Raw genomic sequence first — 15,061 nt, forward strand, 5'->3', positions numbered from 1 at the left:
TGGAGAGTCAATACTAGAGTCAATACCAAGAGTGACGATGTTGCTTGGCAGGGCTTGATGTTCTGCTAGCATTGATGAACCTGGAGCCAACTCTCCAGACTTGCCAGCAGCCAGAGTTTGACACCATAGCGCCGCCAAGTGTCGCCGCGGTAGGCAAGCCAATCTCGAATCAAGGACTGATTGAGGTAAGGAGCGATCGCCGCTTGCCGATTTAGCAGCAATGCTCTTGCCTCTGGCTGCCAGTGTTTTTGAAACCCAATCTGCACCGGCACCATCATCCCGCTTTTGGGGCGGTTCACAATGACATCCGGTAATAAATCCGCCACCGCTTGCTTGAGGACGGCTTTTTCCTGAACGCCGGAGAGCTTGTGTTCTGGCGGAATTTGCATACTTAGATCAACCATGCGCGGATCAAACAGGGGCGATCGCCCTTCTAAACCGACTGCTCGCGTTAAGTTGCTGACCTTCGTCAAAATGTGGTCTGTCCCCTTGAAGCGGATATTAATTGCCATCAGTCGGTTCAGATATAGCAATTTCTAGCCTAGTGAGGCGTATTTTGATATAATCTATTCAGTGAATTTACTTTACCCTTAACTCAAATGCGACCCTACTCACTAGATCTTAGACAAAAAATTATTGATGTCTACATTGAAGGGAATACGTCGCAACGTCAAATCGCTCAACAATTTCGAGTTGCTTACAGTTTCGTGCGAAAGCTGATCAAACAATATCGGGAAACAGGTGAGATTGCCCCCAAACGCCGCACTGAGCAAACGCCAACCAAATTAAGTAATGAGCAACTAGAGATCCTAAAAACGATTGCTGAATCAAATCATGACGCGACATTGGCAGAGTTGTGTGACTTGCTGGAACAAAGGGTCGGTGTTCGGATTGGCGTTTCGACGATGTTTCGTATGTTAGAGAAACTGAACTTAACCCTTAAAAAAAACGCTGTATCCCGACAAAAAGGAAACTGAACGGGTGCAAATCGAACGAGTCAAATTTTGGCAACTGGTTCGAGGATTCCTGGCTCAAGACTTAATCTTTATTGACGAATCAGGAGTGAACCTGGCTTTGACTCGACTCCGGGCACGTGCCCCGAAAGGAAAACGAGCCCATGGTAAGCGTCCCAGCAAACGAGGGAAACGGGTCTCGATTCTTGGTGCAATTAGCCTTAAAAAGGTAATTACCTATTCCAATCTCATCGGTTCAGTCGATGGACTTACCTTTGAAGCCTTCATTTCCCAGAGACTCGTTCCTAAGTTGTGGAAAGGGGCATGTGTCATCATGGATAACTGCTCGATTCATCTTGGTGAAGAAGTTAGGAGGTTGATTGAGGATGCAGGTGCTAAACTGATGTTTCTACCGCCGTACTCGCCGGACTTTTCACCCATCGAGAATTGCTTTTCAAAGATTAAGAGTATTCTGCGCTCCCTTGGGGCACGGAGCTATCTTGATCTAGACAAAGCCATTGAGGAGTCCTTCTCCCAAGTGTCATTGAATGACCTACAGAATTGGTTCTCCCATTGCTGTTACTATGCCTCGCCAGAATGAAAAACGCTATAATGCAGGTCTGAATTGAGCCAGCCCTCAAGGTAGTAGGGTTCTGACCGTATCGCTTGCCATATTTCTGGCTTAAGCAGTTGCGGCAAATCAGTAGCGCACTTTTGGAAGCTGACGAGGTAGGCATGAACCGCATCTTGTTGGTTAAAACTGCCATATACACTTTGGATCAGCATCGGCTGATTTTTTGGGCCGCCAAAGCACGGATCACCGCCTTCACCATTTAAAGCTACGTTCACGAACTGCTTTGCCACACGTCCCAGCAAGAGATTTGGAACCGTCAGCGGATCGCCAATGGGATTATCCAAATGAACCATCGCTTCAGGCAAAAATGCCCACAGGTCAGACAGAGAAATTTCAAGGATATGATGATGAGTTTGACAATGTTGGGCGACCAGTGAAGAGAACTCTAACTCATTCGGATATGGCTTACCAAAGTGAATAGAAAAGGTATGCACAGGTGCATTGTGAAGTTGACGGGCGAGTGCTGTCACACAGCTTGAGTCAATCCCCCCTGATAGAAAGCAGCCAACGGGTTCATGGTTAGGCAGGGCATCTTTCACCGTCTCTTCTAATAGATGTCGCAATCGCTGACTGTGCCATTCAATCGGCTCTGTTGCTCCCACAATCTGCTCCTGCAACGTCCAATAGGGTTGAATTTGGTCGCTAGGCAGTTGCAGGGTTGTGCCAGGGAGCAGCTTTCGTACCCCTTTCCAGAGGGTGCGCTCGCCAGGCACAAAGGCGCAGCAGAGATAGTCCCGCAGGGCAATCTCATCCATCTCTCGGTGGTGGTGGGGCAGGAGCGATCGCATTCGGGGGGCAATCCAGCGGGTGGCTCCATCGGTTGTGTAATAAAGAGTCTGCCCACCAGCAGGGTCACGGCCGAGGGTCAACGTTTGGCGATCGCGATCGTAGACCGCAATAGCAAAGGTTCCCACAAGCTGCTGCCACGGAGCAAGGGTGTCTTCCATGCCAAGGTGCTCCCACAGATGGGCAATCAGGTGTAGGTCACTCTCCCACTGCTTGGTCAGTCCAAGGTACTCCCCTAGCAATGCGGGTTGACACAGCCAGGGGTTGCCCATCAGAACCCAACGCCTTGAAGGACTGAAGGCCGGAACTACGGCCGGCAAGGATGAAGCAGAAAGTGGAGGCGCAAAGAATGCAATGTTGCCATCTTGCCAGTCTGGTTTTTTGGGCAAGGACTCGATTGACCCAAAAGCAATTTTCCAACCTGGCGTGAATTCAGAAGCAGATGGGGGAAGTTTATGGAGTGGAGGTTGGAAAAAAGACTGAAACCGACCTTTGAGAGCTAATTTATAAAGAAAATCTAAATAGAGGCAGGCGAACCTGAGGGTGAACTTTAGTCTGAAAGAGATGCTTCTGAAGCCCGCCTATGAGTCGCCTACCGGAAATCGCCAATCCCAAGCGCAAAGCCTATCCCAGTGATATGAGAGATGCAGAATGGAGCGTTTTGCAACCGCTGATACCTGCCGGTAAAGGCTTTGGTCGTCCCCGTGAAGTGGACTTTCGAGAAATCCTCAACGCAATCTTCTACGTGCAGCGTACTGGATGCCAGTGGGAAATGCTACCGCATGACCTTCCCCCGTATACAACGGTGTACTTCTACTTTTGCAAATGGCATCGCAAGGGGATTTGGCAGCAGATGCACGACCAACGCCGAGCAGACCTGCGGCAGAAAATGGGCAGAACCATAGACTCCAGTGTGGCAATTGCTGATTCCCAATCGGTCAAGACCACCGAAAAAAGGGGGGCATCTACGGTTTCGACGGTGGCAAAAAGGTTAAGGGGCGTAAGCGCCACCTCGTTGTAGACTCCCAAGGGCTTTTAATTGGGGTATTAGTCACCGAAGCGAATGCCTCAGAACGGCTTGGAGCCGTGGTCACGCTCGATGAAGCCAGCGATAAACTCTCCCGGCTTGAGGTGGTGTGGGTAGACCAGGGGTATAGCAGCAAGAAGTTTGCCCATGCAGTCCAACAGGTCTGTGGGGAACCTGTCCGCGTAGAAGTCATCAAACGAACCTCCAAGTCGTTTGAAATTCTGCCTAAGCGCTGGATTGTGGAGCGAACTTTTGGCTGGTTGAATCGCTATCGACGCTTGAGCAAAGACTACGAATTGTATTGCGAAATGAGTGAAGCCATGATCTACGGTGCCATGATTCAATTGATGCTCAAGCGCTTGGCAGCTTAGCTACTTTATAAATCAGCTCTAACAAAGGTTCGATTTAATGGGGTTGATTATCGCAGCAGTGATCTTGGTAAAGCGTTACAGGTACCTGATCGCGATCGCCTGATTGTAGAAACCTACGTGAATCACGCTTCTGGTAAACGAGCCGTTTGCTTTTGCATTGATGTGAATCATGCTGAACGAATGGCAGAGTTGTTTCGGCAGAATAATGTGGCAGCCGCTCATGTTTCTGGGCGGATGTCCGATAAGCAAAAAGACCAGGTTTTAGCAGACTATCAAGCGGGCAAAACTCACGTCCTTTGTGCCTGTGACATTCTTAACGAAGGCTGGGACTCACCCGAAACAGAAGTCCTATTAATGGCGCGTCCGACCCTCAGCAAAGTGGTGTACGTCCAGCAGTTAGGACGGGGTACTCGCACGGCTCCGGGTAAAGAATACTTACTTGTTTTTGACTTTATTGATAACGCCAGCCGATACACTCAATCCCTCAGTACTCATCGCCTGTTCAAAAATCCTCACTATCGACCTGGAGGGCTGGTTGCCGCTCCCTCTGACCTTTTGGCAGAAGAGGAGGCCACTTACGCGAGAGGAGAAAAGCCGTCGGCGGTTTTAGGGCTACATCTCTGGGTTGATAAGTATGAGGCGATCGATATCTTCCGTTGGCAAGACGAAGTGAAGGAGATGTATAGCACTACGTATTTGGGTTAGGACGTTATCATAGAGCCATCAGGAGAGTTTAGGAACACCTATGCCCGCCCCCTTACAGCTACGACTTGCGTTGCAAAGCGATTGAAGCCGTGAAACAAGGTCACCGCAAAGTTGATGTCTGTCGAATGTTCAACATCAGTCGCAATACCTTAGACCTGTGGTTGAAACGGGAAAAAGAAACGGGAGATTGCCGAGCGATGACTGGGTTTCAGCGAGGAAATCGGCATAAGATTACCGACTGGTCGCGCTTTCGTGAGTTTGTCAAGCAGCATGGGGATCAGACCCAAGCGAGACTGGCAACCCTGTGGGGGGATAATGTGACACAGCAGGACATCAGTCGAGCCTTGCGAAAGATTGGGTTTAGTCGAAAAAAAAGACCTATGGCTATCGGGAACGAGACGACCTGAAGCGACAAGAGTTTCAAGAGCGCTTGAGGAGTAAGCTGCCACATCAGGTTGTCTATGTCGATGAAGCAGGCATTGATCATCGAGACGTTTATCCCTACGGCTACTGCGAGGTTGGAGACCGCTTCTATGGGCTTAAATCAGGAAAACGCACCGAACGAGTCAGTTGGATTGCGGCCTTACGAGAGAACAGCCTCTTTGCGCCAATGACCTTTGCTGGCTCGTGCAACCGGGATTTAGTGGAGAGGGGGTTGGAGGAGTGCTTAGTCCCCCAACTGCGAGCGGGAGATGTGATTGTGATTGACAATGCCAGTTTCCATCATTCTCAAACCATTGAAGAGATCGTGGCTCAAGCAGGGTGTGAGATTTGGTATTTACCCCCTTATTCCCCAGACTTGAACGAGATTGAGCATTGGTGGTTTGTGCTGAAGAATTGGATGCGGCAACGCTGGGATGAGTTTGATAACTTTCGCGATTGTGTTGATGCTGCTTTTAGAGAATGCCCTAACGTGACTGCGTAGGGCTATATCAAACTCGTGAGCTAGAGTCTGAATTAGGCGTTGGCGATAACGTGGTGAAGAACTGGGTGCAGACCGGAAAGTTAATCCCCGATCACACCATTCCTATTGGGAATCAAATTTATTACTATTTCAGGAAGGATCATTTAGATGACATTCGGAAACAGTTCAACATTACACCTGTAACCTGACTGCCTGACACATCTTTTTATGCGGACTGCCCGGGTGTCGGCTGGCAGCACAAGGATTGAATTCTAGAAAACCAAATGCGGTCATAATAGTGGGCTTCAGCTTTTTTAGAGGCAAAACAGGGTTCAGGGTCAACGGTAAATAGGGCAATCAGCTGAAGCAGTGTTCGCCCTTTATTGACGGCACCCTTGAGCCAGCGCAAACCTATGTTGAGATAGCTAATCCCTCGCCTCCAGTGCGGGTCAACCTGGCAGCGTAGCCCATCGAGTTGCACCGCCATGCCCTGGGTCGTGCCATCAAGGATAGCGATCGCCGCGACCAGATAGAGGCGTTCGAGAGCCGGAGCGGAGCGGATGCCGGAAGCTTCTAACTCAAAGACACCAGATTTAGAATCGAGGAAAAGCTCCTCGACTCGAAAGCGGAGAGCATATTGCCACAGGGTATTGAGGGAGGGAGACTCATCAGTGATGACCGCCCAGGGTTCCTCGACGCCTTTGACATGAGCCAGCACCAAATTGCAGCGCCAGCGCCCCTCGCTCCAGATTCCCACCCCTTCATAGAGTCGAGCTTCACCTTTGGGAGGCCACAGATAGCCTACCTTAACAGGATGACGGCGCGGACCCTGCACCACTACGTCACTGGGCAAGCGTAAACAATAGTGCCAGCGACTTTGGCTTAGCCACTCCAGCAGGTCATGGTTAGCAAACCCGCGGTCGGCTAACATAGGCCCTGAGGGAGACGGAGTCAACAGTCAACCGTGAAAAGGTACTGAGTAAATTGATGCACAGACTCTAAACGCAGCAAACCATAAGCCAGCCCGAGGTTGGCTACATTGCATTAAATGTTTCATTCCTAAATACGTTCCATTTGTTGAACTGTCATGTGTCTTTTAGCGTAACTTGAACCCTAGAATTACCGCACTCACCTCCTGCACTCGTCATCCCCTCAAGCGGACTTTGGACTAGCATCGCCGCTAGCGGCGACCTCTTCCGCTGGAGCGCCGCCAGATAGCGGTCTTCGTCATAGGGCACTCGGTCTTGCCAGCAGCGCCAGAGAATCCGTCCCCACTTATACGCCAGAGCGCGAATCGCTTTGGGATGACTTTTGCCGGATCGCCGCTGCTGCTGATAGAACGCATTGGCCCACGATGAGTGCCGCCGCGACTGGTCAGCCCACTCTACAAAGGACTGCCGCAAGAACTTTGGACAACTCCAGCGCCAATGCGTCCAACGTTTCTTGCCACTCTCCTCTTTGACGGGTGCAATGCCGATATAGCTCATAAACGCCTGGGCGCTGCCGAAGCGACTGCGGTCATCGCCAAACGCAATCAGTAGCCGGGGCGCAAGATGGGGTCCTGCTCCGGGTAAAGCATCGAAAAACGCCGCATCTGGCAAAGACTGAAACAATTGCTCAATCGTTTGATTTAACTCATCGAGTCGATGCAACAGCGCCTTGAGCTGAATCACCAGCGTTTGCACCAGCCATTGCATCGGTTCAACAATCCCTGGGTCTTCTGTCAGGGGGATGCCAGCGGTTTGGATTTGGTGAATGCGCCGCTCAATGGCGCTCCGGCGGATGACTCGATGAGACTGGAAGAACAGAGTCAATTCCTCAGCCGAAACCGCTTGGGCAGAGTGGAGGTCAGGGTATTGAGTGATAAAGTCACAAAACACTTGAGTATCTTTATCCTCAAACCACTCCAGCACTTGAGGATAAAAGTTCTTCAAAGCAGCGGTGATGCGATTGGTCAGTCGTACCTTCTCTCCCACCAGCATGCGGCGGGATTCACTCCACTGCCGCAACGCTCGCAGTTCACAAGATGCGGCTTGCCACGGGGGGATCTTGTCTGGGTGCTTGAGCAGCAGCTCAATCAAAATCTGGGCATCTACGGGGTCTGATTTTGCTCGTGAGGGCTGAAAGGCTCGTCGATAGTTAGAAACCGTGCGCGGATTGATGGGAAACAGCACTAGGTTGTCGTACTGGCACAGCGCGTAAATCAGGGGTCCTCGCTTTTGCTCCAGGCAGATGGCAATTGGGCTGTTGCCGTATCGCTGTTGCAAGGTCGCAACCCAGTTGGCAATCTCTTGCGGTTGAGCGCCAATCACGCTGTATTCTCGCTGTGCGCTCTCGGGGTCGTACAGACAGATGTCGTGTTTGCGATCTGACCAGTCAATGCCGATGTAGGCGACAAAGGTTCTTTCCATCAGCTAAGTTGGGGATAGTTTGTTGTCTGGAACTGGGCTGCCTGCTTCTGAGCGAAGAGATTATGGAAGGTGTCTGTCACCACTCCCTGAGAATTCGTTGAAGGAAGCTGGTCAAGGTTGAGGCGATGCAATATGTTAGTAGACATCGAGATGTCTGACGTTGGATGGTCGTCCTCAATCCCTAGCCCAGTCCCTTTTCCTATTACCATTTCTCTGGCTCTTAGCGATCTCTATGAGAGGAGCGAAGCGATATGTTAGTAGACATCTGACTGTCGCTCACTGCATGGTCGTCTCCTCTCTGTTGCGGTTCTGTCTCCCCATAACTTCGTTGGTGCGGACGACTAAGAGCTATCGGTGCTGAGTTTAAGGTTGTCTGCCGCCGCTGATTTGAGTCGTTATGCCGCTGAATTATCGGTGGGGCGTAACCGAAAGCTGGGCTGTTGCTCAGTACGGGACAAAAAGCTTGAAAAGAAGAGGCGAGTAGGGTTTCATCAGAATTACCCCACTCTTGAGAAACCCTACGAGCCAATATAGCGAATTAAGGCGAGTCCCCCAAGCGCATTTAAGCTGGCATGGAGCGAGAATTTCATTTCTAGCGTTGTTTCTGCTGGCGCTGCTGAAAGTCAAAACAGTGAACCTAAGTGAGCTATGTTTAGGGTTTGGTGGCAGAGCATTGCCCCAATCGAGCTACAAGCGATTGCAGCGCTTTTTTCGGGAGATTGACCTGGATTACACCCAACTCGCCACTCTCGTCATCAGTTGGATGCAAATTAGGGGGAGTGGGTGTTGAGCCTAGATCGCACCACCTGGAAATTTGGCACTCAGTGGTACAACATTCTGACTTTAGGGATTGTGCATGAGGGGGTGGCTTTCCTGGTTGTGTGGTGGCTGCTGGACAAGAAAGGGAATTCCAACAGCGACGAGCGAATGCGGTTGATGGAGGAATTCCACAAACGGTTTCTCACAGCTAAGGTGAACTACTTGTGTGCCGACCGAGAGTTCATTGGGCAAGCTTGGGTGCGCTATCTCCTGCTCGAACCATCAGCCGCCTTTCGCCTACGGATTCGCAGCAGTGACCAGATTGAACACGATGGCAAAGTGTTGGCAGCGCAAGTCGTCTTTGCCCATCTGCAAGTCGGTCAATCCGAGCGACTGACGGGGACTTGCCGGATCTGGGGCTACCCGGTTGCGGTGGAAGCGTTGCGCCTTGACGATGGCGAGTTGCTGGTGGTGATTGCCCCTGTGAAGGCGCAGGGATTAGTTCAAGATTATGCTTTACGTTGGGGCATCGAAACCTTGTTTGGCATTTTCAAAACTCGTGGATTCTGTCTAGAATCCACTCACTTCACTGAGCCTGAGCGTTTGAGTAAGTTGTTTGCTTTGTTGACCTTGGCGTTATGTTGGACCATGTGAACCGGGTTATGGTTACATCAATGGCAACCTATCGAGATTAAAAGCACGGTCGTCGGGCCAAAAGTCTGTTTTGCCTTGGTCTCGATTACTTGCGCCATTTGGTGCTCAATCCGTCCCCGTCCAATGCGCCCAACTTTCTGCAATCCCTACAACTTTTGTCCTGTACTTAGGACGCAATCACGCGATTGTTGCATCGTCTGGAGCCATCGAAGTAACACTGGGAGCGAGCGATGGGCTGGGGCGATCGCCGCCTGTTAAGCCATGATACGTTTTGCAACCAGAGCAGCCCGGCAAACCGAGAATTCGGCAGCAGTTGGTCTATACTGCCTTATCCTCTCTGTCATTTAATATATTTTTTCTGATACTAGTTCTTTGAACCAAGCCGCTTTGGGAACCGAACTCCGCGCTGCTGGGGGTGTACAGCCCTCCGGGTTGCGAGCAGCGACCACGTTCGACAGCCTCCGTTCCACCCGGACGGTACGAGCCTCCAGCGAACGCAACTTTGGTACGCTAAACGCGGGCAGTAGCCGATCGGCTGCGGGAAATGTGGGTAAAAAAAGCCCGGATTTCTTTAAGTTCAAAATTACTCGCCAGCGCACAGTGTCTCTGAATGTCACCATTCAGGAACTCATCAGCCGACGCTACATTCGGGGCGCTATTTTAGACAACAAAAAACGGGCCCTCAAGGTATCCGATACGCTGCGGGCCCCGCTGGAATCTGATCGCTTTTCGATTAAGCTAAAGGCTGGCACGTACTACACCAAAATCGTGACCGACGGCAATCGCATTAACTATAGCTTCCGCCTCCAGGTTCGGTAAGCCAGTTGATTAGGTGATTAACGGGCGCTCGCCCTCCTGTATTATGCTCACGTGCGATCGCCCTAATCTCGACACCCCAGCGAGTATCGCGTTTCCACGCCCGTTGTAGGGTTCACCCCGTCGGCAATTTTGCACAGTTCTTTCACCTGAGCGCCATCCAAAATGGCATCGGTAAAATCAGCGCCCGTGATATTGACATCCTGAAAGGTGGAACGCAAAAGGATCGTTTCTGTCAACACTGCATCGCTCAGATCGGCACCTTTAAATTTCACCTGATCGAGCATAGCATTGCTCAAGTCTGCGCCATGCAAAATTGCATCCGTAAGAACCGACGCGCTGAACACGCCACCGCGCACATTTGCACCCGTAAAATTTGCCTGATCGAGATTGGCGTTGGAAAACTCGGCGGAACGGAGTTCCTGTCCTAAAAAATCGTGTTTCCGCAGTTCCGCATTGCTATAGGACGGTGGCGGCGCATATTTTGCAGCCTGGGCATAGGCAGGCATACTCCAGCCCAAAATGGTGCCGATCAAGAGGGCGATCGCCATTCCCAGTCCTGCTGCGATTCGAGTGTTCCAGCGCATGGGTACCTCCTGCAATTTCAGAACGGAGTCAGTCGCTCTTTGCGGGCAATTCTTTTAAGAGCAACTCTTTCTATCTTGACAGGTTAGGGGACAGGGCACAGCAGACCCACGGCATATCTATCAATCAAACGACAGACTCACACGACAGACTCACACGACGGACTGACAAGACAGAAAGAAGTATTTCAGAAGACGTAATGTACAACTTTGCCGACCCCTTCCCCCTTTTCTGGTATGCCGAAGGCTTTCAGCCCTCCCACGGAGCGGGAGAGGGACTTCAAGCCTCTCTTGCTCTCCTTCTCCCAGGTTGGGAGAAGCGGTTGGGGGATGAGGACAGATTGAAAGTCGCATGTTACGTTCAGGAACGTTTCTGTAGGGTGTTCATTGAAATCTTCTATGGCTTGGGTCTGTTGATGCTCCTGAGCAGCTTGCTACGATCGCCCTTGGAACGCAGTTCCAAATTTTGCCTGTTGTGATTCGTCGTTGTGATTCTTGGATGTTGAATTATCCATGCCTGCCCGTCCTTATCAACCCCTGCTGCTCCGCATTTTGCACGGCGTGACCGGAGCTTCGGCGATCGCCGCCATCCTCACCGCCGCCTGGACGTTCGACACCTACGATGCCCGGTGGATCGACCTGCCCCTGCCGCACTGGCCCGACATTGAAGGCATTCACGGCACCTTTGGGCTATATGCACTGCTGGCGTTTCCGCTGCTGGTGCTGTATGCCTTTCGTCAGGGCGATCGCCGCCTGGCCCAGCTCGATTCGCTGACCACGCTGACTCGCATGTCTCCAGCGCGACCCGGGTGGTGGTACGCGCTGCATCGCTGCACGAATACCGTTATGCTGCTGGCGATGACGTTTGCGCTGTTTTCCGGCAAAATGATGGACTCTGGCTGGCTACCACGCGGCGAAACACACCACGCCTGGTATTTGACGCATCTGGTGTCTTGGGTGGTGCTGGTGCTTGCTTTGGGGCTGCATTTGCTGATGTCGGCTAAGGTCGGCGGGCAACTGCTGCTGCTGTCGATGCTGGACTGGCGATTTCGAGCAAAAGATCACCCCCGACACTGGCCAGGGCACATTGCCCAGACCTGGCAGCAGCGTCAGTTCAGTACGCTGCGCGGCTGGCTAGCCTGGGTCCACAGCGTCAGGCTCCTGGAAGCGCTGATTCTAGTGGCGATCGCCCTGTCCTGGATCATTCCAATCTTCAAGCACTAATCCAAGGGCGAAAAGCCTCCTTCGTTCTTCGCTTTTCGCCCTTCGCTCTTCATTCTTCGCTATTCGTTATAGGAAATCTATGAAAAATCCCGGCAGGGAGGCCGGGATGGTAGGTGAGGAGCATGCATAGTTAAAAGTTTAAGAGCAGGCTATGACGACAAAGTGACATCCCAAACACATCTCTGTGAAATTAGAACAGGACTTACGCACTTGCAATAAGCTTTCTGGATTTTGGACAATTTCTCGCGGGCCGCGCCCGCGAGAAATTGTCCAACTGAGTAAGTCCTATAGAATTTAAGGGCTTTATTGAAAAGCGATTGCTCGCGATAGCCCGTTAACAATCGCTTTCAAGGTCGCCCCTTACCCCCCCTCCTGAATTGCAAAACGCTTCTTCTCGACCGACTGGCTGGCTTGTCTGGTTGATTCTCACGATTGGAATTCTTTCGGTGTCCACGGCAGCGCTGTTTATTCGGCTGGCGCTGCAAGCGGCAGGTGCAGAGGGTGCGGGGTTTAGCCTGTTTTTGGCGGCGACGCGGCTGTTGATGGCGGCGCTGATTTTGCTACCGGCGTGGCGTGGGTTTCCAGTGGAGGCGCTGCGACGAGATAGCGCTGAGAAATCTACTAGCAACCCTAGCAGCACGGGCAACCCTGGTAAGGAGGGCAAAACCGTATGGCGATCGCTCTTGTATTCCGCCGGAGCAGGCGTGTTTCTGGCGCTGCATTTTGCCGCCTGGATTACGTCGCTGTCCTACACGTCGATTGCGGCCTCGACGACGCTCGTAACCACGAATCCGGTGTGGGTAGCGCTGCTGTCGTGGATCTGGTTCAAGGAAAAGCCTTCTGGACTAACCAGTCTGGGCATTGCGATCGCCCTCGTAGGCAGTCTCTTGATCGGGCTAGGAAGCAGCACAGGTAGCGCGGCGGGTAGCGATCCGCTGCTGGGCAATGGGCTGGCGCTGGTGGGGTCTTGGGCCGTGAGCTTCTATTTCTTGCTGGGGCGCGAGGCGCAGCGCAAAGGGTTGGGCATTGGGCATCACGCAGCCCTGGCCTACAGCGTGGCGGCGCTGGTGCTGCTGCCGCTGCCGCTGCTGGCAGGTCAGGGATACATGGGCTACCCGCCTGCGGTGTATGGCTACACGCTGCTGATGGCGCTGTTTCCTCAGGCAATCGGGCATACCAGCCTCAACTGGGCAGTCCGCTGGGTGTCGCCGACGCTGGTGACACTAACGATTCTGGCAGAACCCGTTGGTTCTAGCATTTTGGGATTTCTAGTCTTTCAGGAAAACCCAGGGCGCTCCGTGCTGCTGGGGGCAGCGGTGATTTTGCTGGGGGTGGCGATCGCCGCTGTGGGCAATGCTCCCAAACCATCTGCCCCCTAGCGGAAAAAGCAGCTATCCCATCCCGAAGGCGGTTCGATATTCTCAGACCGCTGCTCTGACTGACGGGCAGGCGGCTGTGTCGGGCGCTGCTGGACTGCCGGACGGCCGCCTTGGAAGCGATTGGTCGGCTGGGGAGCAGGCGGGCTAGCAGGACGAACGGCCGGTCGGCCAGACTGCCGGGGCGGCATTTGCGGTGGCGGGGCCGAAGGCGCAGCGGGTGGCACAGAGACTCCAGCGGGATCGGGAAATGGAGAGAGCGATCGCTCTGGTCTAACGTGCAGACGATGAGCAGCGTAGCTGCTGGCTCCAACCGAAGACGGAGCGCTGTCTGGAATAGGGGCTGGAGCATGGGCCGAAACACTAGCCGTCACAGTTTCCCTGGAGGCAGCGCGATACGCACCGGGCGCAAACCGGCCCTGCGGTGCAGTCAACGCTTCCTCCACAGCAATCGGCAGCGTTTCCCAACTGAGCCGCTCGTTTTTCAGAACGCGCCGCAGTTGGCAGAGTACGTCTTGCAGCATGGGGGACTGCTTGGCCCGGAGCGGCCGATAGGAGCGCAACGGATCACGACGAATCGCGGCGATCGCCCGTTGCACCGCCTGAGCAACCTGTGCGCCGTGGGTTGCCATGCCCCGACGAATCTGATGCTGCAATCCTTGCTCAGATGTAGCGTAGAGGGCGGGCAGTTGGTTCAGCGCATAGGCGATCAGCTCCAGCCGATTGATACAAGAGGCAACCTTGGGCGGCAAAGCTTTGAGCTGACGATCGACCTCCTGCTCGACCAGCGACTCCATTGCGTTTTGGTAAATGTTCATGACGTCTTCAGTAATTTAAGCTGCGGTGAGTAAACTGCGGTGACTTTGGGTTGTCTAGGGGCGGTTCTGCGTTTGCGCTGCGGTGGCAAGCTCTTATTAGCTCAGATCTAGCCAGCTAAGTCAGGAAGCAGCGCTGTACAAAAAGCAAGCTAATTCAAGAATGGATTTGAAATAGACCAGGGCTGGCGCTTTGAGGAAGCCCCTGAAGAGACAACTTGGGTTTGCGAATGTTCAAGGATGCAGACTTTGCCGCAACCCACAAGGCGACCATGACCGATCGGAATGCCGAGGCTAAACGGTTGACGCTGAGAAGTGGCTAACCCGTTCAGCGCCCTCCGGCTAGGAGCCTGATGCCCTCCATGCAAACCACAGAGAGCAGAATGAGCAAGGCTAGTAAACGAAATACCAGCGCGAGTGAGAAAAGTTCTTAGCGGCCTTCCTTGACCACAAGCTGCAAGCCGTCGTAGACCGACACGTTTAACCCGCAACCAGCAGTAGATCCACTTAGCGCTCCCAGACTCGCTGGTCTGAAAGCAGGCACCCTTACCAAACAAACGCAGATTAATCTGAGTTTTCTCAGTATAACCCGCGATCGCCTTATCTAGCCCAGAAGCCCCTGAGGAAATCCCTGACATGGTTACCCTTAATCCGGCAGTGTTATCCGAAATACGGCAGATTTAGATGCTAGAAGGCCTGCTGGCCAAACTTTTGGCAGCGCTGATAGCGATTCCAGAGCTTTAGCCCCTAATCCACAGTTACGACACAGCAACAACAAGCGGCGGGCTACAGCAGTACTTACACGTAGTAAATCTCGATTTGCTTGCATTATAAGATGCACAAAAAATGAAAGTCTACGCATGAACACGTAAAATCCTGCGAACTTTCTGCGAATCTACGGGACTGCTTTACACCCCCAAGGCAAGAAAATAGACGCTTTCCGGGTTGTTTCTGATTTCTGTCCAATAAAAATTGCGTTGCAGTGTTTCCAAAGCCAGGGAGGCGCGCGAGCGACCGGGAAACTGCTATGCCTCTGGCGTAG

12 protein-coding genes and 2 pseudogenes are annotated in these 15,061 nt (G+C 52.6%); 8 read left to right on the plus strand and 6 right to left on the minus strand.

The features are described 5' to 3' along the window. Positions 1-65: 65 nt before the first annotated feature. Positions 66-527 (minus strand): annotated as a pseudogene (locus HPC62_RS16660) (asparagine synthase-related protein); the annotation flags it as partial. A 72-nt stretch (positions 528-599) separates the two neighbouring features. Between HPC62_RS16660 and HPC62_RS16665 the strand changes: the two are divergent. Then, a protein-coding gene (locus tag HPC62_RS16665) for an IS630 family transposase (protein ID WP_205370770.1) occupies positions 600-1,554 on the plus strand; the annotation gives its coding sequence in 2 pieces (ribosomal slippage) (positions 600-943 and positions 942-1,554; 957 coding nt in all). Here HPC62_RS16665 and HPC62_RS16670 read toward each other — a convergent pair. Next, a complete protein-coding gene (locus HPC62_RS16670; protein WP_172357514.1) occupies positions 1,536-2,645 on the minus strand; it encodes an asparagine synthetase B family protein in 1,110 nt (369 codons plus the stop codon). The two genes, HPC62_RS16665 and HPC62_RS16670, sit on opposite strands and share 19 nt — an antisense overlap. A 311-nt stretch (positions 2,646-2,956) precedes the next feature. Here HPC62_RS16670 and HPC62_RS16675 point away from each other — a divergent pair. From HPC62_RS16675 to HPC62_RS16685, 3 genes are all read left to right on the plus strand, one after another. Then, positions 2,957-3,771 (plus strand): IS5 family transposase gene (locus HPC62_RS16675; RefSeq protein WP_172354373.1). Its coding sequence is split into 2 segments (ribosomal slippage): positions 2,957-3,335 and positions 3,335-3,771, totalling 816 coding nucleotides; the frame shifts between segments, so codons are not numbered across the junction. Between the two features lie 162 nt (positions 3,772-3,933). Continuing rightward, complete coding sequence (locus tag HPC62_RS16680; RefSeq protein WP_255548916.1) at positions 3,934-4,476, plus strand: DEAD/DEAH box helicase; 543 nt, start codon at positions 3,934-3,936, stop codon at positions 4,474-4,476. Between the two features lie 65 nt (positions 4,477-4,541). Then, positions 4,542-5,401 (plus strand): IS630 family transposase gene (locus HPC62_RS16685; protein ID WP_205370793.1). Its coding sequence is split into 2 segments (ribosomal slippage): positions 4,542-4,844 and positions 4,847-5,401, totalling 858 coding nucleotides; the frame shifts between segments, so codons are not numbered across the junction. A 205-nt stretch (positions 5,402-5,606) separates the two neighbouring features. Here the strand turns inward: HPC62_RS16685 and HPC62_RS16690 are convergent. Continuing rightward, a complete protein-coding gene (locus tag HPC62_RS16690) occupies positions 5,607-6,311 on the minus strand; it encodes a transposase (RefSeq protein WP_225906652.1) in 705 nt (234 codons plus the stop codon). A gap of 154 nt (positions 6,312-6,465) precedes the next feature. Beyond that, the gene (locus HPC62_RS16695; RefSeq protein ID WP_225910562.1) at positions 6,466-7,791 is read right to left on the minus strand and encodes an IS110 family RNA-guided transposase; all 1,326 of its coding nucleotides are present in this window, start codon (positions 7,789-7,791) and stop codon (positions 6,466-6,468) included. A 508-nt stretch (positions 7,792-8,299) separates the two neighbouring features. Between HPC62_RS16695 and HPC62_RS16700 the strand changes: the two are divergent. Both HPC62_RS16700 and HPC62_RS16705 read left to right on the plus strand, forming a co-directional pair. Then, a pseudogene (locus HPC62_RS16700) lies at positions 8,300-9,374 on the plus strand (IS4 family transposase). Positions 9,375-9,576: 202 nt separating this feature from the next. After that, complete coding sequence (locus tag HPC62_RS16705) at positions 9,577-10,023, plus strand: hypothetical protein (protein ID WP_172357518.1); 447 nt, start codon at positions 9,577-9,579, stop codon at positions 10,021-10,023. Between the two features lie 62 nt (positions 10,024-10,085). Here the strand turns inward: HPC62_RS16705 and HPC62_RS16710 are convergent, their stop codons facing one another. Further along, positions 10,086-10,607, minus strand: coding sequence for a pentapeptide repeat-containing protein (locus tag HPC62_RS16710; RefSeq protein ID WP_228721638.1), 522 nt, complete (start codon positions 10,605-10,607; stop codon positions 10,086-10,088). Between the two features lie 510 nt (positions 10,608-11,117). Between HPC62_RS16710 and HPC62_RS16715 the strand changes: the two genes are divergently transcribed. Both HPC62_RS16715 and HPC62_RS16720 read left to right on the plus strand, forming a co-directional pair. Beyond that, positions 11,118-11,828 (plus strand): cytochrome b/b6 domain-containing protein, encoded by a 711-nt coding sequence (locus HPC62_RS16715; RefSeq protein ID WP_172357520.1) that lies wholly within the window; start codon positions 11,118-11,120, stop codon positions 11,826-11,828. A gap of 377 nt (positions 11,829-12,205) precedes the next feature. After that, positions 12,206-13,207 (plus strand): DMT family transporter, encoded by a 1,002-nt coding sequence (locus HPC62_RS16720; RefSeq protein ID WP_172357522.1) that lies wholly within the window; start codon positions 12,206-12,208, stop codon positions 13,205-13,207. Here the strand turns inward: HPC62_RS16720 and HPC62_RS16725 are convergent. Then, positions 13,204-14,022 (minus strand): late competence development ComFB family protein, encoded by an 819-nt coding sequence (locus tag HPC62_RS16725; protein WP_172357524.1) that lies wholly within the window; start codon positions 14,020-14,022, stop codon positions 13,204-13,206. The two genes, HPC62_RS16720 and HPC62_RS16725, sit on opposite strands and share 4 nt — an antisense overlap. Between the last annotated feature and the right edge of the window lie 1,039 nt (positions 14,023-15,061).

The sequence above is a fragment of the Thermoleptolyngbya sichuanensis A183 genome (assembly GCF_013177315.1).
In the GTDB taxonomy this organism is placed as follows: Bacteria; Cyanobacteriota; Cyanobacteriia; order Elainellales; family Elainellaceae; genus Thermoleptolyngbya; species Thermoleptolyngbya sichuanensis.

Coding starts and splice junctions, on each gene's coding strand:
- HPC62_RS16670 (WP_172357514.1), bottom strand. CDS start 2,645: ATGGGCAACCCCTGGCTGTGTCAACCCGCATTGCTAGGGGAGTACCTT.
- HPC62_RS16690 (WP_225906652.1), bottom strand. CDS start 6,311: ATGTTAGCCGACCGCGGGTTTGCTAACCATGACCTGCTGGAGTGGCTA.
- HPC62_RS16695 (WP_225910562.1), bottom strand. CDS start 7,791: ATGGAAAGAACCTTTGTCGCCTACATCGGCATTGACTGGTCAGATCGC.
- HPC62_RS16710 (WP_228721638.1), bottom strand. CDS start 10,607: ATGCGCTGGAACACTCGAATCGCAGCAGGACTGGGAATGGCGATCGCC.
- HPC62_RS16715 (WP_172357520.1), top strand. CDS start 11,118: ATGCCTGCCCGTCCTTATCAACCCCTGCTGCTCCGCATTTTGCACGGC.
- HPC62_RS16725 (WP_172357524.1), bottom strand. CDS start 14,022: ATGAACATTTACCAAAACGCAATGGAGTCGCTGGTCGAGCAGGAGGTC.